Annotated in this window: 19 protein-coding genes; 5 read left to right on the forward strand and 14 right to left on the reverse strand. The window is 72.2% G+C overall.

The window, feature by feature from the left end; genetic code table 11:
- Positions 1-2: 2 nt before the first annotated feature.
- From PV364_RS28420 to PV364_RS28435, 4 genes are read right to left on the reverse strand one after another with little or no spacing between them, the layout of a single operon-like run.
- Positions 3-254, reverse strand: a complete 252-nt coding sequence (locus tag PV364_RS28420; protein ID WP_319663220.1) for a gas vesicle protein GvpG — start codon at positions 252-254, stop codon at positions 3-5.
- Between the two features lie 37 nt (positions 255-291).
- Complete coding sequence (locus tag PV364_RS28425) at positions 292-1,005, reverse strand: GvpL/GvpF family gas vesicle protein (RefSeq protein ID WP_319663221.1); 714 nt, start codon at positions 1,003-1,005, stop codon at positions 292-294.
- Position 1,006: 1 nt separating this feature from the next.
- Positions 1,007-1,474 carry a gas vesicle structural protein GvpA gene (locus PV364_RS28430; RefSeq protein ID WP_319663222.1) on the reverse strand — a complete coding sequence of 156 codons (468 nt, stop codon included), beginning with the start codon at positions 1,472-1,474 and terminating at the stop codon, positions 1,007-1,009.
- Positions 1,475-1,496: 22 nt separating this feature from the next.
- A complete protein-coding gene (locus tag PV364_RS28435; protein WP_319663223.1) occupies positions 1,497-1,775 on the reverse strand; it encodes a gas vesicle protein in 279 nt (92 codons plus the stop codon).
- Positions 1,776-1,906: 131 nt separating this feature from the next.
- Here PV364_RS28435 and PV364_RS28440 point away from each other — a divergent pair, with 131 nt between their 5' ends.
- Positions 1,907-2,701, forward strand: a complete 795-nt coding sequence (locus tag PV364_RS28440) for a histone protein (protein ID WP_319663224.1) — start codon at positions 1,907-1,909, stop codon at positions 2,699-2,701.
- A 171-nt stretch (positions 2,702-2,872) separates the two neighbouring features.
- Here PV364_RS28440 and PV364_RS28445 read toward each other — a convergent pair whose 3' ends face one another.
- Together PV364_RS28445 and PV364_RS28450 are read right to left on the reverse strand one after the other, a co-directional pair.
- Entirely contained in the window at positions 2,873-3,256 is a 384-nt protein-coding gene (locus tag PV364_RS28445) for a DUF4259 domain-containing protein (protein ID WP_319663226.1), read from the reverse strand.
- A 5-nt stretch (positions 3,257-3,261) separates the two neighbouring features.
- Positions 3,262-3,873 (reverse strand): DUF1349 domain-containing protein, encoded by a 612-nt coding sequence (locus tag PV364_RS28450; protein ID WP_319663227.1) that lies wholly within the window; start codon positions 3,871-3,873, stop codon positions 3,262-3,264.
- A 119-nt stretch (positions 3,874-3,992) separates the two neighbouring features.
- On the opposite strand from PV364_RS28450, the gene PV364_RS28455 reads away from it, so the two are divergent.
- Positions 3,993-5,705: a GAF domain-containing protein gene (locus tag PV364_RS28455; RefSeq protein ID WP_319663275.1), complete on the forward strand. Its 1,713-nt coding sequence runs from the start codon at positions 3,993-3,995 to the stop codon at positions 5,703-5,705.
- A 23-nt stretch (positions 5,706-5,728) separates the two neighbouring features.
- Here the strand turns inward: PV364_RS28455 and PV364_RS28460 are convergent, their stop codons facing one another.
- The 6 genes from PV364_RS28460 to PV364_RS28485 form a co-directional block, all read right to left on the reverse strand.
- Positions 5,729-6,634 (reverse strand): hypothetical protein, encoded by a 906-nt coding sequence (locus tag PV364_RS28460; protein WP_319663228.1) that lies wholly within the window; start codon positions 6,632-6,634, stop codon positions 5,729-5,731.
- Positions 6,635-6,752: 118 nt separating this feature from the next.
- Positions 6,753-7,457: a response regulator transcription factor gene (locus tag PV364_RS28465; RefSeq protein ID WP_319663229.1), complete on the reverse strand. Its 705-nt coding sequence runs from the start codon at positions 7,455-7,457 to the stop codon at positions 6,753-6,755.
- Between the two features lie 84 nt (positions 7,458-7,541).
- Positions 7,542-7,946, reverse strand: a complete 405-nt coding sequence (locus PV364_RS28470; RefSeq protein ID WP_319663276.1) for a cyclic nucleotide-binding domain-containing protein — start codon at positions 7,944-7,946, stop codon at positions 7,542-7,544.
- Between the two features lie 133 nt (positions 7,947-8,079).
- Positions 8,080-9,147: an alcohol dehydrogenase catalytic domain-containing protein gene (locus PV364_RS28475; RefSeq protein ID WP_319663231.1), complete on the reverse strand. Its 1,068-nt coding sequence runs from the start codon at positions 9,145-9,147 to the stop codon at positions 8,080-8,082.
- Positions 9,092-9,493: an STAS domain-containing protein gene (locus PV364_RS28480; protein WP_319663232.1), complete on the reverse strand. Its 402-nt coding sequence runs from the start codon at positions 9,491-9,493 to the stop codon at positions 9,092-9,094. The genes PV364_RS28475 and PV364_RS28480 overlap by 56 nt, the downstream gene beginning before the upstream one ends.
- A gap of 298 nt (positions 9,494-9,791) precedes the next feature.
- A complete protein-coding gene (locus PV364_RS28485) occupies positions 9,792-13,334 on the reverse strand; it encodes a choice-of-anchor D domain-containing protein (RefSeq protein ID WP_319663233.1) in 3,543 nt (1,180 codons plus the stop codon).
- Between the two features lie 311 nt (positions 13,335-13,645).
- On the opposite strand from PV364_RS28485, the gene PV364_RS28490 reads away from it, so the two are divergent.
- Complete coding sequence (locus PV364_RS28490; RefSeq protein ID WP_319663235.1) at positions 13,646-14,209, forward strand: PadR family transcriptional regulator; 564 nt, start codon at positions 13,646-13,648, stop codon at positions 14,207-14,209.
- Positions 14,210-14,517: 308 nt separating this feature from the next.
- Here the strand turns inward: PV364_RS28490 and PV364_RS28495 are convergent, their stop codons facing one another.
- Positions 14,518-15,621, reverse strand: coding sequence for a sensor histidine kinase (locus PV364_RS28495; protein WP_319663236.1), 1,104 nt, complete (start codon positions 15,619-15,621; stop codon positions 14,518-14,520).
- A 497-nt stretch (positions 15,622-16,118) separates the two neighbouring features.
- On the opposite strand from PV364_RS28495, the gene PV364_RS28500 reads away from it, so the two are divergent.
- Positions 16,119-16,793, forward strand: a complete 675-nt coding sequence (locus PV364_RS28500) for a histidine phosphatase family protein (protein WP_319663237.1) — start codon at positions 16,119-16,121, stop codon at positions 16,791-16,793.
- 62 nt (positions 16,794-16,855) lie between these two features.
- On the opposite strand, the gene PV364_RS28505 is transcribed toward PV364_RS28500, so the two are convergent.
- Positions 16,856-17,881, reverse strand: coding sequence for an NlpC/P60 family protein (locus tag PV364_RS28505; protein WP_319663238.1), 1,026 nt, complete (start codon positions 17,879-17,881; stop codon positions 16,856-16,858).
- A 369-nt stretch (positions 17,882-18,250) separates the two neighbouring features.
- On the opposite strand from PV364_RS28505, the gene PV364_RS28510 reads away from it, so the two are divergent.
- Positions 18,251-18,796: a GNAT family N-acetyltransferase gene (locus PV364_RS28510; protein ID WP_319663239.1), complete on the forward strand. Its 546-nt coding sequence runs from the start codon at positions 18,251-18,253 to the stop codon at positions 18,794-18,796.
- Positions 18,797-18,984 lie beyond the last annotated feature (188 nt).

Here is an 18,984-nt window from a genome sequence, read left to right on the forward strand (position 1 = left end):
GCTCAGTTGCCGGTGCCCCGGCGGTGTGCGGTGATCTCCTCGAGACGGTCGAGCAGTTCGTCCTCGCGCTCCTCGAAGGTCGCCTCGTCGATCCGGCCGGCGAGCAGTTCCTTCTCCAGCGCGGCGAGTGCCTGCTCCACCGGCGCGGGGTCGTAGTACTCCTCCTCGGCCGCGTCCTTGACGCGCTCGACGACCCAGACCACGCCGCGCACGGGCGCCAGGGGAAGGCCCAACAGCCCGGTGACGAGTCCCATGGCACTCCCTTCTCTCCCCGAGGCCTCGCAGGAGGTCTCATACGAAGCTGTACGGCGGCAGCGGCCCGCGCAGACGGAAGTCGCACTCGTCGCCGAGCTGATTGGCCAGGCTCAGTTGCGTGGCGAGGAACATCTCCTCCTGTCCCTCCTCCACCAGGAAGGACACGCTGAGGAAGTCCTGCCCGGTGGGCGGCGTGGAGTCGTCCTCCCGGGCGAACGGTCGCAGCGCCTCGACGATGCCCGCGCCGAGCGCGCGTTGGCGTGCCTCGACCTCGCGGTTGACGAGTTCGCCGAGGGCGAGCGGCATCTCGGGGGTGGCGGAGCCGTCCCGGATCTGCTTGTTGAGCCGGGCCGCCTCCTCCGACTCGACGAGGATGCGGCGCAGCAGCGCGTCCTCCTCCCAGGAGACCTTCAGGTGGTACTCGGCGCATCCCTCCAGGGCCTGCAGCCGGCTGAGGTACTCCTCGGCGCGCTCGTCCAGCGTGGCGCGCACGGTGTCGTCGTCGGGGGCGGTGAGGCCGAACCGCAGCGGCAGGACCGAGCCGTCGGTCATCAGCCGTTCCTGGACTTCCTGATGTGCCAGGACGTCGCGTCGCCGTGGGCGCAGGTCCTCGGGCGCGTCGCTGACGACGGCGCTCAGTGTCCCGGCGGTCACGGTGCGCAGCTCACCGGGGGGCTTGCCGACGCCGTGCAGGCCGTCGAGGTTCGCCGGGTGCGCCTTGGAGACGATGGAGTAGACGTAGACGGCCATCTCATTCCCTCTCCCGCCGGGCGCTCCGCTTGGCCGGGCGGCGCCGCCTCGCTCGGGGTTCCTCCTGGTACTCGGCCTTCTCCTGGCCTTCTTCCTCCTCTTCCTCCTCGTCGTCCCCGCCGCCCTTCAGGGTGTCGGTGACGGCTTCGACGGCGCCGCTCAGCGCGCCTTTGGACTTGCCCTTCGCGCCGCCCTCGGTGATCTCGCCCACGAGGTCGGTGAGCTGGGTGGGTTGCTTGCGGCCGGACTCCAGGTCGAGGCGGTTGCAGGCCTCCGCGAAGCGCAGGTAGGTGTCCACGCTGGCCACGACGATGCGGGCGTCGATCTTGAGGATCTCGATGCCGACGAGCGACACCCGGACGAAGACGTCGATGACGAGGCCGCGGTCGAGGATCAGCTCCAGGACGTCGTACAGACTGCCCGAGCCGCCGCCCGACACACCGCCGGCGCCCTGTGGCACCACGGTCATGGTGCCTCCCTTCAGCGCCCGCTCAGACGCGTCGGTCGATCTGCCCGCGGGTGTAACGCCGTGTCCGCTCGTACGAGACGAGCCCGCCCTCCTCGTCGAGACTCACGCGATAGGTCGCCATGACGCTGGTGGTCGGCGGAACACGTTCCAGTTCCAGGACCTCCACGTCGGCCTCCCAGCCGTCCTCGGTCGGTTTCACCGCGGACACCGACTCGGGCTGCCGCCCGAGGAGTTCGGTGAGCTGCTCGGCCGCCGAGCGCATGGCCCACGCGGCGGAGGGCTTGCGGGGCCGTCGGGTCATGTCGTCCCCTTCGGTCGTTGCCGCCGCCGTACTTCCGAGCGGCGCCACCCCGGCAAGCAAACGTACTATTTCAGCATATATACCTACAGTCGTGTACGGCGACACGATCGCCGGCCGGAAGGGAACGACTGATGAAGGATTCGACCAAGATGGCCCTCGCCGCCGGTGTGGCCGGTGGTTATGTGCTCGGCCGGACCAAGAAGGGCCGGGTCGCCTTCGGCCTGGCGACGTATCTCGCGGGCCGCCGCTTCGGTCTCGAACCGCAACAGCTGCTCACTGAGGGTGTTCGCAGACTCAAGGAACTGCCGCAGTTCCAGGACCTCAACGACCAGGTGCGCGGTGAACTGCTGGACGCCGGCCGCAAGGCGCTGTCCGCGGCCGCGGACCGTCGGCTGGCCGGTCTGGCGGAGTCGCTGCACGACCGCACTTCGCGCATCGGCGAGAAGGCCGGCCGGAGCGGGCGCGACGAGGACGAGGAAGCGGAGGACGAGTACGAGCCCGAGGGTGACGAGGACGAGGACGAGGAGGAGCCGGAGGGCGAGGAGGAAGCCGAGGACCAGGAGGCGGAGGACGAGGAAGAGGACCAGGAGGCGGAGGACGAGGAAGAGGAACCCGAGGACGTGGAGGAAGAGCCGGAGGACGAAGAAGAGCCGGAGGAGGAGCCCGCGAAGAGGCCCGCGGCCGAGCGGGCGCCCGGGCGTGCCCGGCACCGCCGCCCCGAGAAGGGCGCACCGGCCGAGAAGGCGCGACCGGCGGGGAAGTCCGCCGCCAAGAGGGCCGAGCCGCCCTCGCGCAAGCGGGCCGCGGAGAAGCCGGCCGCCAAGAAGGCCGCCTCGAAGAAGACCGCACCGAGCCGCGGCGGCGCCAAGAAGGCGGCCGCGAAGAAGACGTCGGCCGGGAGGGCTTCGTCCGCACGGCGGAGGTAGGCCACGGCCAGGACGGCACAGGGCGGCCCGAACGGACCGGCCTCGGGCGGAGGGCCCCAAGGCCGCCGTCACCGGCCGGACTTCAGGCACCTCCGGCGGTACGTCACCTCACCGACGAGGAACCCGGGGGACGGCGCGGCGAGTCCGCGACGAGTGACCGCTGACGCATCGTCACATGTGTTGCGCCGGACGCTGTTCCACCACCTCGGCAAGCCGGTCGAAGGTGCGCTCCAGCACCTCTCGGCGCCGCGCGCGGTACTCCGCTCCCGGCTCCAGCCCGTCGACCGCGGCGTCCCACACGGCGAGGTAGCGCGCCTTCCACGCCAGGACCGTCGCCGTCGCCGGGAGCGTCGCCCCCGCCCAGCCCTGCGTGGCGAGCAGGTGCAGCAGCTCCAGGTTGCAGGGCACCGCCACCCCCCAGTACTCGTCCGGTTCCAGGTCCGACGGGTCGCCCTCCATGGCGCGCGCGACCTCGGCGGTCAACCGGCCGGTGAGCAGGCCCAGATGGTCCGCCGCCGTGTCCTCGTCGAAGTTCCCCGCGCCCCAGCCGCCCACCGCGCTCAGCCCTCCACGGCGCCGTGCAGCGACGCGTCCGCCGGCCCGTGGGTGAACCGGGTGAAGCGCACGCGCAGTCCGGCCCGCTCGGGCGAGCAGCAGAAGGGTCCCGCCGACGCCTCGGCCCCGGGCGCGAGGGGTGCCAGCCGCACCATCCGCCAGGGCTCCGCGTCGCAGCGCGCCCTGATCGTCACGGCGTCGCCGTCCCGGCTGGCCCGCACGGTGACCTCGCGGCCCTTCCACTCGGGCACCGGGGCCAGGGACCAGTCCGACCGGCCGTGCGTGACCACGGCCCCGAGATGCGGCACCCCGTCCGACATCTCCACGCCCGCCTTGATCCACGTCTGCGCGTCCACACGGATCATGAGGCCTGCCTGGTCGTACAGGGTGTCGAAGTCCACCACGAAGGCGACTTCGACGGCGCCGGAACCGGGGAAACCGGGGAACGGGGCGAGCAGCGCGTGCCCGTCGTCGCGGACGAATCCGTAGCTGGTGGTGCGCCAGAAGTCGCTGCGGTCACGCGTGGTGACCAGCAGTCCCTCGGCGTCGGATCGGGCCTCCAGCGGGGGGTTGAGCCACGCGGCCTCGTCCCAGTCGATCGCACGGTGATCGTTCATGGGGTGAGTCTGCCCGTACCGACCCGCCCGGGGCCAGGGGCGGACGCCGCGCTGCTTGACGCGAAGGTGGGGAGAATGGCTGTGGGGAGCCCCCGTGCCTGATGGAGGATTCCATGGGGATGGAGCCCGACAAGGGTCAGGAGCGCCTGCCGCGGCTGCAGCTGGACGACCTGCTGGACGAGTTGCAGATCCGGATCGATGCCGTGCGCGGGACGCGGGACCGGGTGCACAGCCTGCTGCAGGCCGTGCTGTCGGTGGGGCGCGAGCTGGATCTGTCGCAGGCGCTGCGCCGGATCGTGGAGGCGGCGGTCGTGCTCGTGGACGCGGAGTACGGCGCGCTCGGCGTCATCGGGGGCGACGACCGGCTGTCGCAGTTCCTCACGGTGGGCGTCACGGACGCGGACATCGAGAAGATCGGGCCGCTGCCGTCCGGCCACGGCATCCTGGGTGAACTCATCCGCCATCCCGAGCCGCTGCGGCTGGAGGAGATCTCCGAGCACCCGGCCTCGTACGGCTTCCCGGCGGACCACCCGCCGATGCACTCGTTCCTGGGCGTCCCGATCAGGGTCCGCGACGAGGTGTTCGGCAACCTCTACCTGACCGAGAAGCGCGGCGGCAAGGAGTTCGACGGCGAGGACGAGGCCGTGCTGTCGACGCTCGCGGTCGCGGCCGGTGTCGCGATCGACAACGCCCGGCTGTACGAGGAGGCCCGGTCCCGGCAGCGCTGGCTGGAGGCGAACGCCGAGATCACCGCCAGTTTGCTGTCCGGCGCCGAGGAGTCCCGGGTGCTGGAGCTGATCGTCGAGCACGGCCGGCGCATCCTGGGCGCGGACCTCGGCGTGGTGGCGCTGCCGGTCGAGGGGACCGGCGACGTCCGGATGGCCATCGCCACCGGCATCGACGCCGCCGCGCACGCCGGGCTGGTGCTGCCGCGCCGGGGTTCCTTCGTCGGCGCCGCGATGGCGGCGGGGGAGCCGATCATCAGCTCCGAAGTGGGCCAGGACCCGAGGATCACGGCCGGGCCGCCCCGGTTCGGCGGGCTGGGGCCGGCCGTGGCCGTGCCGATGAGCACCAGCGAGGGTGTGCGCGGGGCGCTGCTGCTGGCCCGGGCGCAGGGGGAGCCGGAGTTCACCGGGATCGAGACGGCGCCGCTGACGGATTTCGCGGGTTCCGCCGCGCTCGCCATGGAACTGGCCGAGCGGCGCCGCTCCGCCGAGCAGCTGGCCCGGTTGGAGGACCGTGACCGTATCGCCCGCGACCTGCACGACCTGGCCATCCAGCGGCTGTTCGCGACGGGCATGACGCTGCAGAGCGCGGTGCGCTTCGTCGACCACCCGCAGGCCAGCGAGCGGCTGCTGCGCGCGGTGGACGACCTGGACGAGACCATCAAGATCATCCGGTCCACGATCTTCGGCCTGCGCGCCCACGATGCCGGACCGGGCCGCAAGGGCCTGCGGGTGCGGATCGCGGGCGAGGTGGAACGGGCGGTGCCCGCGCTCGGCTTCACCCCCGCCCTGCGGATGGAGGGCCTGATCGACACCGACGTACCGGCCCCCGTCGCCGAGAACGTCGTCGCCGTCCTGGGCGAAGCCCTGTCGAACACCGCCCGGCACGCCGAAGCCCGTTCCGCGGACGTGTCCCTGGTCGTCGCCGACGGCGAAGTCACCCTGACCGTGACGGACGACGGCGTGGGCATCCCCGACGGCGGACGCCGCAGCGGCCTGGTCAACCTCTCCGAGCGGGCGGAGAAGCTCGGCGGCGCGCTGCGCCTGGGGGTTCCGGAGCGGGGAGGCACGCGTCTGGTCTGGAACGTCCCGCTGCCGCGGGACTGACCGGCCGTCCCCGCTCCGGGACGTCAGTTCACCTCGATCACCGGGTGACGTGGACCCCGCGGCGCGGTGCCCGCGCGCAGCGGCCCGTATCCCAGCCGCACCAGCATCTGCACGTGCCCGGGGCCGGACTCCGCGCTGCGCAGCGCCCGGCGCAGGTCGGGGTAGTCCAGCGCCTGGTGCAGCAGCGACGCGCGCACCCGCTGCGCGCTGGCCGCCAGCAGCACGTGCTGCAGGGCCTGTCCCGCCCGCAGCCAGTCGGCGCGGCCGTCGCGAGGCGTGGTCAGGACGGCCACGAGCGGGAAGCGGTCGTCGCCGGGCGCAGGTCCGGGCCCGTACGAGGACTCGCCCCCCGGGCCCGTCGGCGGGGGGACCGGCTCCCCGTCCACCGCGCCGCGCCGGTCGGCGTCCTCCGTCAGCCGCAGCAGCCGCCGGGTCTCCGCGGCGTGCGGCAGGCTCAGCGCCGCCCCCTCGCTGTGGGCGGCGTCGACCAGGTCCAGTACGAACGCCCCCGGCGGGCGGCGTACCGGGCACGTGGCGACGGCATCGGGGCGCCGCCACAGTGCGCCGTACAGATCGGCGCCGCGCGTCTCGGGAGCGCGGGCATGGGCCGGGGCGGTCAGCCGCACGCTGGCGTACAGGCCGGGATCGGCGGGGGAGGGCAGCAGGCGGACCTGGGGTTCCCAGCCGAAGTGGGTGACGGCGACCCGCAGGTTGAACAGGGCGGCACCGATGGAGACGTACAGCGCCCGCGAGGCCTGGTCTCCGTCCCCGCGCGGGGTCCGTGGCTCGCCGACCGCGCGCACCTGCAAGGTGGCCGTGTCCGGGTCCAGGCGGCACCGCCAAGGTCGTCGTGCCTGGCAGGAGGGCGCGGCGACCGCGGCGGAGATCAGCTTCTCCAGGGTCGCGCCGTCGAGTGTGGTGGTCGTCATCGCGCTGCACCTCCCGGCCGGGCGCCTGGGACCATCCTGCGCCGCGGTGGCGTGCCGCGGGAGGGGCCGCCGGGGTCTGCCGGGGGTCCGCTCGGCCCCACTCCGCAGGTCCGGGTGGTCAGTGGTGCGGCTCGGGGGGCGGGCCGTCGGGATGGTGCTGGGTGGCGAGGACGGCGGCCTGGATGCGCCGCTCGACGCCGAGCTTTCCGAGCAGCCGGGAGATGTGGTTCTTCACGGTTTTCTCGGACAGGAAGAGCCGCTGCGCGATCTCGCGATTGGTCAGGCCCTCGCCGACCAGGTCCAGGATCTCCAGCTCCCGCGGGGAGAGGGCGGCGAGCGCGTCGTCCTGCGGCGGCGCCTGCGGTTCCTCGTGGGTGCGCAGGCTCTCCATCAGCCGCGCCGTCGTCGCCGGGTCCAGCATCGACTGGCCGGAGGCCACGGTGCGCACCGCCTTCAGCAGGTCGGAGCCCTTGATCTGCTTCAGCACGTAACCGGCGGCGCCGGCCATGATGGCGTCCAGCAGCGCGTCGTCGTCGTCGAACGAGGTCAGCATCAGGCAGGCGAGGCCGGGCATGACCGAGCGCAGTTCGCGGCAGACCGTGATGCCGTCGCCGTCGGGGAGCCGCACGTCGAGGATCGCCACATGGGGGCGCAGCGCCGGGCCGCGGGCCACCGCGTGGTCGACCGAGCCGGCCTCGCCGACCACCTCCATGTCGGATTCCGCGTCGATCAGGTCGTGCAGCCCCCGCCGGACGACCTCGTGGTCGTCGACCAGGAAGACCTTGATCGGCGCCTGCGGTGAGAACTCCCGCATCTCGGTCATGCGCGCTCCCGGCTGCCGCCTCGTGTGCCCGGCCGTCCCCCCGATCGTCGCCGATCCGCCCCGGTCGTCAAAGCGCCGAACGGGTCACCGTCGGTCACCGCTGCCCTGGGGGCCGTAGAGGTCGAGCAGGCGGGTACGGGTGCCCTGGAGACGGTGCGTGACGATCTCGGCGACGCGCCGGGCGACGGCGTAGCCGAGGACGGGGTCGGCCTCGCACAGCGCCCGCACGGCCGCCGCGTCGTACTCCTCGGCGGTGACCGCGTTGCGGGTCTGCGCCCCGAGGTGCCAGGTGTAGGGCGCGAACAGCCAGGAGCAGCCGAGCAGGTCGCCGGGGCCCAGCGTCTCCACCTGGGCGGCCCGGCGGCCGGGCACATGCAGGTCGAGCGCGACGGAACCGGAGCTGATCACCCAGAAGCGGTCGGCCCTGCGGCCCTCCTCGAAGATCCGGGTGCCCGCCGGGAAGGAGACCTCGCGGCCGAGCTCCCGCATGCGGTCCTGTGCCTCCGCCGGCAGCGCGCCGAGCAGGCCCCTCGTGGTGATGGTCACGGCGGTCTCCCTCGTCGGTCGGAAGGAACGGCTGATCATGCCCTGCGCCCTGCGCCCTGCGCCCGGACCCGGGCGGTCAGGCGGGGATGGCGACGACGTCGTGGTGCGGTCCGCCCAGCACGACCTTCAGGGCCCCGGTGTCGGCCGCCGAGGAGAACACGTCGTAGGCCGCCGCCGCGTCCTGGAACTCGAAGGCGTGCGTCACCAGGGACGCGGCGGGCAGCCGGCCCGCTTCCATCATCCGCAGCAGGGTCGGGGTGGAGTACGTGTCGACCAGACCGGTGGTGACGGTCAGGTTCCGGCTCCACAGGTCCTCCAGGTGGAAGGTGACCGGCTTCCCGTGCACGCCGACGTTGGCCACGTGGCCCCCGGGCCGCGCCATGCGCGTGCACAGCCCGAAGCTCTCCGGTGTGCCGGCCGCCTCGATCACCACGTCGGCGCCGAGTCCGTCGGTGAGGTCGTCGACGAGTTGCTCGGGGCCCTCGTCGGCACGGACCACCGCGTCGGCGCCCAGGTGCTTGGCCGCGTCCAGCCGGGCCGGAACGAGGTCGACGGCGATGACGGCGTGCGGCGAGAAGAGGTGGGCGGTCGCGATGGCGGCCAGCCCCACCGGGCCGCTGCCCACCACGACGACCGTGTCGCCGGGGCGCACCCCGCCGTTGAGGACGCCCACCTCGTAGCCGGTGGGGAAGATGTCCGCCAGCAGCACGGCGACCTCGCTGCCCACCACGTGCGACAGGGCGTGCAGGCCGACGTCGGCGAACGGGACGCGCACGTACTCGGCCTGCGTGCCGTCGATCAGGTGCCCCAGCATCCAGCCGCCGCCCCCGCGGCACTGCCCGTACGCCTGCTCGCGGCAGTAGCGGCAGTGCCCGCAGCCGCTGACGCAGGAGACCAGCACCCGGTCCCCGGGACACACGGTGCGGACCGCGGGGCCCGTCTCGACGACCTCGCCGACCGCCTCGTGACCCAGGACCGTCCCGGCGGGGACGTCGGGTACGTCGCCGCGCAGGATGTGCAGGTCGGTGCCGCAGACGCCGGCGGTGTCGACGCGGACGATGGCGTCCGCCGCGTCCGTCAGCCGCGGATCAGGCACCTCCTGCCAGGCCGCCTGTCCCGGTCCGTGGAAGACCCAGGCCTTCATGTGTGACTCCCTCCGTCAGGCCGTGGCGCAGGTCGAAGGCATGCTCCAGATCGGCCAGTCGCAGCGCTCCGAGGACCGGGCCGTCGACGACGACCAGGCGCAGGGTTCCGCCGCGCTGCCGTACGCGGCGCAGGGTCCGGCACAGCACGCGAAGCCCGGAGCAGTCGATGAAGCCCACCTCGCGCAGATCGACCACGAGGTCCGGGCGGGGCGCGGCGCTCAGCGCGTCCAGGCGCGCGGCCACCAGCGGGGCGCTGATCAGGTCGATCTCGCCGTGCAGGGACACCACATCGGTCCCGGCCACGGTCCGCTCCCGCAGGCACTCGTGCGGCATGCCGTCACCCATGACGATCACCTGCCTGTCCGTGCGCGGTGCACTCCACCCCACTGTGGAACGCCGGCGGCGTCCCGGGCATGGGCCGAACGGGTAACCCTCCGGGGCCGGGCGGCCCACCCGGGGATCCCGCCGCGCGGACCCGCCGGGTGCGCCGTACTCTCCGCGCTGCCCGCGGGCGCCCGGGACCCGGCGGACGCGGCACGACCTCCCGCGCTCCCGGAGAGGGCCCCGGGGCGGTCGCCGGAACGCCCGTGCCGCCCGGTGCACGGGCACCGGGCGGCACGGGGCTGTTGCGGGTCGCGCCAGGTCAGATGTTCCAGACCTGGAACTCGGAGAGCTGACCCGCGGGCCAGCCGTCGTTGGCGGTGACGGTCACCCGGACGTAGCGCTGGGTGGACGCGGTGAAGGTGATCGTGACCGTGTTGTTCGCGCCCGGGGTGAAGCTGTAGGACGCGGACGACTTGAGGGTGCTGAAGGCGGAACCGTCGGTGCTGCCGGTGAGCGACAGCGTCTCGTTGCGGGCGCCCCAGCCGGCCGGCAGCTTCAGGACGACCTTGCTCACGCTCTGCGCGGAGCCGAGGTCCACCTGCGCCCACTGCGGGAAGGCGTTGTTGGCGCTCTCCCAGTAGGTGGCCTGGTTGCCGTCGGTGAGGTTCGAGGACGGGTAGACGTCGGTGTGGCTGGACTCGCTGGTGGTCCGGCCGGCCGCCAGGTTGGTGGCCACCGTGCCGCTGCCGGTGCCCGAGAGGGCGACGGTGGCCGGGTTGTTGGTCGCGTTGCTGTTGATCGTCAGGGTGCCGGTCCGCGTGCCGGACGCGGTCGGGGTGAAGGTCACCGCGACCGTGCAGCCGGCGCCCGCGGCGAGCGAGGTGCCGCAGGTGTTGCTCTGCGCGAAGTCGCCGGAGGCGGTCACCGAGGAGATCGACGCCGCGGCCGTACCGGTGTTGGTCACCGTCACGTTCCGCGCGGCGCTGGTGGTGCCGGGCGTCTGGGCGGCGAAGGTGAGCGAGGTCGGGCTGACCGTGAGGGTCGGCGACGTCGGGTTGCCGGTGCCTCCGCTCGGGAACACCTGGAGGTCGGACAGCTGGGCCGCGTTCCAGCCGGTGTTGCCGGTCACGTTGATCCGTACGTAGCGGGCCGTCGCCGCCGGGAAGGTCACGGTCACCGTGTTGTTGTTGGCGTTCGGGTCGAAGGTCTGCGCGGCGGACGCCGCCAGGGTGTCGAAGCTGGTGCCGTTGGTGGAGCCCTGCACGGACAGCGTCTCGGTCCGGGTCGCCCACGCGGTGGACGGCGGGAGCTTCAAGGTGACCTTGCCGACGCTGTAGTTCTGGCCGAGGTCGACCTGCACCCACTGCGGGAAGTTGCCGTTGGCGCTCTCCCAGTACGTGGAGGCGTCGGTGTCGGTGACGTTGCCCGCGCCGAAGGTGCCGTTGGTGGAACTCGCCGACGCCGAACGCCCGGCCGCGATGTTCGTGCCGCTGTCGATGCCGGTGCCGCCGAGTGCGACCTTCGTCGGGCTGTTGTTGGCGTTGCTGGTCAGCGTCAGGGTGCCGCTGCGGGCACCGCCCGCGGTGGGCTTGAAGCCGACGGTGACCACGCACGACGAACCGACGGCCAGCGAGCCGCAGTTGTCGGTCTCGGTGAAGTCGCCGCTCGCCGCGACGGACGACACGGTGGCGGCGCTCGTGCCGGAGTTGGTGACGGTCACCGTCTGCGGTGTGGCCGTCGAGCCGACCACCGTACCGGCGAAGGACAGATTCGCCGGGTTGGTGTTCAGCACCGGTCCCGGCGCGATGCCGGTGCCGGCCAGGGTGACGGTGCTGGTGTTGCCGCCCGCGGTGACGGCCAGGGTGCCGGTGCGGTCCCCGGACGCGGTCGGCCTGAAGGTGACGCTGACGGCGCAGGAGCTGTTCGCGGGGATCGACGTGCCGCAGGTGTTGGTCTGCGCGAAGTCGCCCGAGGTGGCCAGCGCGGACACCGCGGCGGCGGTGCCGGTCGGGTTGGACACCGTCACGGTCTGTGCGGCGCTGGTGGAACCGGTTGCGACGGAACCGAAGTTGAGCGCGCCCGGGGAGGCGGTGACACCGGTGGCCGGGTAGGGCGGGAAGACCGGCGTGGGGAAGCCGCCGCAGAAGGGCGTCCCGGAGATGCCGGAGTTTCCGCCGCCGTCGGTGACGCTGAAGTTGGAGCCCTCACAACTGTAGACGGGCGACGAGGCGCCGACGCCGGTCGCCGTGACGTTGGTGAACGTGGCCGCGCCGCCGGTCTGCTCCTGGAGCGCGAACGTTCCCGTGCCGGCGATCGTCACATTGCTGAGGTGGACGCCGCTCACCGTGCCCTCGACCCACTGCACGGCCTCGTAGGGGCTCTGCTGGATCAGCGCGTTGCTCACGTTGATCGGTCCCGTGATGGCGCCCTGACTGCCGTCGAACCAGAGCGCGCCCACGCCGAACTGCCAGTTCGGGTCGAGGCTGCCGTCGCGGATCATGGTGTTGTCGGTGATGGTGGTCGTACCGACCGGCGTGGAGGTGAAGCGCTGGCCGACGTGGATGCCGCCGCCCTGCGCCAGACCGGAGTCCACTACCAGGTTGCCGCTCACCGTGTTGTCGTGACCGCCGTAGATCGCGATGCCGTTGGCGAGGATCTGCTGCTGCACCGTGTTGTTGGAGAAGGTGTCGTTGGCGTCGGCGCCGAGAGCGGAGTCCGCCCACATCGCCAGACCGTCGTCACCGGTGTTGCGGATGTCGCTGTTGGTGACCGTCGAATTGGTCACGCCGCCGTGGAAGTTGACGCCGTCGGCGGTGGTGTCGCGGATCCGCAGCCCGCTGAGGGTCAGCTTGTCCATCGGGCCGTCCATCCAGGCGCCGACCTTCAGGTGGTCGATCCAGATGTTCGACGCGGAGGAGTTGCTCATCGCGCCGCCGATGCCGTTGACCTGGTCGCAGTCGTTGCGGGTGCCGACCTGGCCGAAGATCGCGAAGTTGGACAGGTGGACACCGCTGCTGACGCCGCGGTTGCCGCCGACGCCACAGCTGTCGGGCTCGCCGAGGCCGTAGAAGCCGGGCGCCGCACCGGTCACCGTCGAATACCACATGCCCGCGCCGGCCACGGTGACGTTGTTGACCGTGATGTGGCCGGGGATCTTGAACGTGCCGGACGGGATCCACACCGTGCCGCCGGCCCCGGCCGCGCTGATCGCCGCGTTGAAGGCCGCTGTGGCGTCGCTGCCGCCGGTCGGGTCGGCGCCCTTGCTGGTGACCGACACCGAGCCGGACGGCTGCGGGAGGGCCGCGCCGACCTGCTCGAAGTCGGCGAAGTCGATGGTGGTCGTGGTGCCGCCGGCGCCCACCTGGAGGGTGAAGGTGGTGCCCGCAGGATACGTCTGCGGCAGCAGCCGGTGGACCTCGTCGTAGAAGTGGTGCCGGTTGCTGCCCGGGGTGTTGGTGAACGGGTAGCTGCCGTAGTACCAGCTGTAGGCGTTGGTGAGGGTGAAGTCGGGCTGTGCGGCGCCGTTGATGGCGAAGGACAGCGGGGCGGTGTAGGCCGAGCCGCCGGAGGTGTCCGGGATGCTGTAGCGGAAGTCGATCGAGTTGGTTGCCACGGGGGTGGTGAAGGTGACGAACTTCCCGCTGCCCTGCAGGGTCACCGCCTTGCGGTACGACGCCTCGTCCGCGAGCTCGCCGTAGGTCCAACTCGGCCCGATCACGGTGCCGTTGGTGGTGGAGTTCTCCGCCTGCACCTCGACGTAGGGCAGGTTCGCGCCGCTGCCGCCGGTGGCGGCCGCGGCGAAGGCCGGGGTGGCGGTCAGCGCGAGCGCGCCGCCGGTGGTCAGCAGGGTGGTGCCGGCCATGACGGCGACGGCTCGTCTCAGGGACGGCCGTCTCCGGCCTCGGAGGATGGGGGGTATACGCAACATCACATGCTCCTTTCGGCGCAGAATGTCTGTTCTGCACCAGGGGGGTGGAGCGCCAACGCAAGGGGCACCGTAATGTCGCGGATACACCGCCGCAATATCCAGGCTCATTCTCGTGAGAAAGTAACTTTTTTGCGCAAGAATCTGCGTTCCCTGCAGAGTCGGCAGCGTGGTGCCGGTCCCGCGACGGCAGGCAAATGATTGACCAATGGCCTTCTTGTCTAGTCAAGAAGGCGTAATATCCGGGTATGGCATTGCGCAACGCGGTGATGGCGGCCCTCCTGGAGGGGGAAGCCTCCGGCTACGACCTGTCCAAGAGGTTCGACGCGTCGGTGGCCAACTTCTGGATGGCCACCCCCCAGCAGCTGTACAAGGAGCTGGACCGCATGGAGTCCCAGGGGCTGATCGAGGCCCGGGTCGTCCTCCAGGAGCGCCGGCCCAACAAGCGCCTGTACTCGCTCACCGGGGCCGGGCGCCAGGCGCTGCACGACTACACCGCGGAACCCGCCAGGCCGACCGCCATCCGCGACGAATTGCTGGTCAAGGTGCAGTCCGTGGACGCGGGCGACCCGGCCGCCGTCCGTACCGCGATCGCGGAGCATCTGGAGTCGGCGCGGGCCAAGCTGGCCCGCTACGACCTGGAGCGTGCGCGGCTGCTCGCCGGGCGCACCGAGGAGGAGTTCCTCACGGGGGCCGAACGGGTCGGCCCGTACCTGACCCTGATGCGCGGCCGTGCCTTCGAGGAGGAGAACATCCGCTGGGCCGAGCGGGCGCTGACCGTCCTGGAACAGCGGTCCACGCTTCCGGCCTGAGCGGGGGCCGTGGGGGCGGGTCCGCTCACCGGTCCCCGTCCCGCGGGGGCGCGGGCCGGGACGGCGGGACCTGCGGGTCCAGTCTCAACAGGCCGCGTGCGCACAGTTCGTCGAGGACCTGCAGCAGCAGGGGACGCGCGTCGGCGCCGGGCTCCCGGCCGGCAGGCCGCCCACCGTCCTCCGGGGACGTCCCGCGGGGCCGTGGCACGCCGTGCGGCTCGGGCTCCTCAGGGCCGTTAGTGCACTGTCGGACCATCGGCACTGTCGCGGTCGCCGGAGATACGCCGTACGGGTGGAGCCGCCGCCGTTCATGTCGGGCCCTCGACCGGCAGCTCCAGGCGGACCTCGTAACCCCCCTCGGCCGTCGGCCCCGAGCTGAACGTGCCGTTCAGCAGCGCGGCACGCTCCCGCAGTCCGACCAGGCCGTACCGCGCGCTCGGCAGCGGAAGGGGCCGGCGGGTCGGCTGATCGTTGGTGACCGTCGCCCGGACGACACCGGCCTCGCGCCGGATCCGCACCGAGGCCCGCGCACCGGGTGCGTGCTTGCGCACGTTGGTCAGGGCCTCCTGGACCGTGCGGTAGACGGCGCGCTGGACGGGCGCGGGCAGCCCCTCCGGCAGGTCCATGTCGAGGTCGGCCTCGATGCCGCTGCCACCGACCAGGCGTTCGAGGTCCGACACGGAGGGCTGCGGCGTGAGTTCGGTCGGACGGCTGCCGGCCGCTCGAAGGACGTCCACCATGTGCCGCAACTCGTCCAGGGTCTGCACGCTCAGCCGCCGGATCGTCCCCGCGGTCTCCTTGACGGCCGCGTCCGGTGCGCCGACCTGCAGGGCGCCGGCCTGCACGGCGATGAGGCTGACCTGGTGGGAGACGACGTCGTGCATTTCCCGGGCCAGCTGGGCACGCTCCGTGGCCAGTACCGTCTGGTCGGTGAGCAGGCGTTCGTGGTCGCGTGCCTCGGAGATCTCCCGGAGCCGGAGGGAGAGGTCACGACGGGCCTGCACGAGCTGACCGAGGAAGAGGGGGGCGGCCGCCGTCGTGGCGGTGTAGCCGAGGGTGATGAACGTCGCCGTCTCCGTGAGGTCGAACCTCATCGAGGGCCACGGTGGCACGTCGCAGAGCGTGAAAGCGATACCGCAGAACGCCAGCAGGGTGCGCCGCCGCGTGAAGGTGGCGAGCGTGTACAGGGCGGCCAGCGAAGCGAACACCGCGGACGAGACGAGCACGGCCGGCAGGGTCAGCAGGAACGTCAGCAGCGGGCGGTGGCGGCGCAGCATCAAGGAGAGCGCGGCCGTCAGGCCCCAGGCCAGGCTGGCGGAATCGTTGAAATGGACGTTGACGCGCACATCCAGCAGCGCGAAGAAGACGAGGACCGCGTCCAGCAGCACGGGAGGCGGCGTACGGAACCTCATCATCCGTCGGCCCGCCGGCACGGACGGCCGCGCGCGCCGGTACGCCGGGGGCCGGCGCCGCCACCGGAGCGGAGCACGAGCGGGATTCCCGCCCGGGCTCCGCGGGTGGCCGGGGCCGGCAGAAGCGTGCGCGCCGTACGGCATGGGGCCATGTTTCGATGCCTACCCCGACGGGGGCCGTACCCCTTCCGGACTCCGCCCCACCGGCCGGATGGCGGATGCCGTCCCGCCGGTCGGTGGAGGCAACGGCCGCCGACCGGTGGATGGATTCCGGAGATGCCGGACGCCATGCTGTAACCAGGAAAGACCTGTCCACGTACGCCGACGCAGGTCCACCGGTCCACGGACCGCGGCCCAGGCGGTCGGCGTACGCGGTTCCCTTCGCCGCCTGATCACCCGAGTGGCGGCAGACAGCCCACGGACCGTGTGGGAGAACGGTTGCCGGAGCCTCACAGGACGCCCCCGGTACCCGGCCGGGAAAGGAAGGAGGCCACCGTATGGCGATCCACCTGACCCTTCTGTGCGCGGCCGCCGCGACCAGTGGACGCGAAGCGGTTCTCGCTGACGAGCCCGTGGGAAAGCGGTTGCCCGGCAGGGTGAACCTGCCCGCGTTCGTCGCCCACCCGCTGACCATCCGGGCACCCTCGAAGCGCTGCGCACGGACCGCCGAGGCGCTCGGCCTCGAACCGACGGTGGAACCCGCGCTGCGGGACATGGACTGCGGACGCTGGAAGGGACGGACCCGCGAGGAGATCGCGGCTGTCGACCCCTACGGCCTGTCCTTGTGGCTGACCGATCCCGAGGCCGCGCCGCACGGCGGCGAATCCGTCCGGCAACTGTGCGACCGCGCCGCCGACTGGCTGATCAAACTGCCGCGTGGTACCCGGCCCACCCTGGCCGTCGTCGAGCCCGCCGTCGTCCGCGCCCTGCTCGTGCACGCGCTCTCGGCGCCGGCGAGGACCTTCTGGCATCTCGATGTGCGGCCGCTGTCGGCCGTGTCGCTCGTCTCCACGGACACCGGCTGGCAGGTCACCCCCGCCCACGAGGCGGAGAGGGAGTCCCCTCGTCCGGCGGGAGGCGTTCCGCTCGCCGTCCACGGGACGCCCTTCGCGACGCTTCGCCACCATGCGCCGTTGGGGCAGGCAAAGGCGGCGACACGGCCCCCGGCGTGACGCGGAGGCACCCTGCGGCCGCGAGGACACCGGCTCGGTGAGCGCGGGGCCCTCGGACTCCGTCAGACGCGGACGCCGAACTCGAACGGCATGTTGTTGATCGACTCGTAGCGGACGACCGCGCCGGAGTGGGGTGCGTGCAGGACCATGCCGTTGCCGGCGTAGAGGCCGATGTGGTGCAGGTCGCCGTAGAAGAGGACCAGGTCACCGGGCTGGAGCTGACTCATCGACAGGCGGGTGCCGGCATTGGCCTGATCCTGCGAGGTGCGTGGCAGCCTGACGTCGGCCTGGGCGTAGGCCCACATCGTGAGCCCCGAGCAGTCGAAGGACGTCGGGCCCGAGTGGCTGAAGACGTACGGCATGTTGATCCGGGTCTCCGCGGCCGCGAGGGCGGCGGCGGCACGGCCGGACGCCGGGGTGGCGTTCCCCAGGTCGACGTGCTCGCTGCCACCGGCGGCGGGGGCGTCCGCGGCGGCGACCGCGGCGCGCTGGGCGGCGGTCAGCGAGTTGAGCAGCCGCTGCGCCTCGGCCAGTCTGCCCTGGACCTGCTTCTTCTTCTTGCCCAGTTCGGCGCGGGTCCGGCCGAGCTCGGAGAGCTTGCCCGCCGCCTCCGCCTTCCGCTGGTCGAGGCTGCGCTTCTTCTCCGCGATCTGCCGGAGCCCCTCGGCCTGCCTGGTGCTCAGGGCTTCCAGGGTGGACGCCTTGTCGAGGTAGCTGTCCGGGTCGGCGGAGAGGAAGAGCTGCAACGTCGGGTCGATGCCGCCGCTGCGGTACTGGGCGCTGGCGAGGGCGCCCAGGTCGTCCTGGAGATCGTTGAGCTCGCCCTGCTCGCGGGCGACCTCGTCCTGGATGACCTCGACCTGCTGCTGCAGCCGCTGCTGCTTCTCCGTCGCGCTGTTGAGTTTCTCGGTCGCCTGCTCGGCCTGCTCGTAGAGGGCGTCCACCTTGGCCTTGACGCTCTTGACGGACTGCTTGGCGGGCGCGGCCTGGGCGGCCTGGGCGGAGAGCGCCACGGCCGCGGCGGCGGTCGCGGTGAGCACGGTGACACGTGTGCGACTGGTCTGCTTGGGTCGACGGTGGGACGCCACTCGGGCGGGCTCCTTCTTCCTCCAGCCGCCTGCCGCGAGCGTCGGAAACCGCGGTTCTCCGGCCCCGAGTGTCGGCGTTCCCCCGTCGTACGCACGCCACTTCGGATCGGCGGGACTCTGCCGCCACCCGGACTGGGTGATCGCTGCACAGAGGTTCGAGGCATGACCCTAGTGACCATCTTGTGATCAGATCAAATCCCTTATGAAATAAAGTCGTTCCCTTGTGCTCCGGATCTGCGCACTTTGTGCACATAGTGCGGATGCGGTGACGCAGGGCGCCACCGGCCGCGAGCCCGCGGAAAATCCGCCGGGCCGGCGGACGGCCCCGGTTATGCTGCCTCGTCCGGCATGCCAGGGAGGATCCGCACCATGACCAGCACGACGTCGCCCTTTCCCTCGAGGATCGAACTCGCCGGGGAAGGCCTCGTCCTGCGCGACTGGACGGAAGCGGACCTGGCCGCGATGCCGGATCTGTTCGACCATCCCGACATCGCGTACTGGACGCCGATCGCCTCCCCCTTCGACGAAGCGGCCGCCCGTACGCGGCTGGAGCGGGACCGGCAGATGCGGGCCGACGGCACGACGATCCTGCTCGCCGTCACCGCCGACGGCCGCGCGCCGCTCGGCGAGGTGATGCTGCGGCGGGCCCCTGAGGGCGCGGAGGTCGGCTATGTGATCGGACCCGCGCACCGCGGCCAGGGGCTGGCGGTGCGGGCGGTCCGGGTGATGACCGCGTACGCCTTCGGGCAACTGGGCGTGCGGCAAGTGATCCTGGAACTGGAGGCCGAGAACGCCGCGAGTGTCGCGGTGGCCACCAGGGCGGGATTCCGCCTGCTCGACGTGCCGCTGATCGAGGGGGAGGAGAAGGGCCGTCCCTTCGCGCTGCAGACGTGGGGCCTGTCGCGGACGCCGTGATCGCGGCCCGTTCCTCCGCTGCCGCGGCCGGCGCCCCTTCGCCGTCGTGGTGAGTGAGTCCCCGTGGGCGGGTGTCATCGCGCGGACCGGGGCGATCCGGGCAAATGCCGTGACTGCGGCGGCCGCTGGGGGAGGCCGTGACTCGGCATCCCGTTGCCGACGGACCTCTTCGACCGCGGATTGATTGC

The organism is Streptomyces sp. MI02-7b, assembly GCF_033793585.1.
Lineage (GTDB): Bacteria > Actinomycetota > Actinomycetes > Streptomycetales > Streptomycetaceae > Actinacidiphila.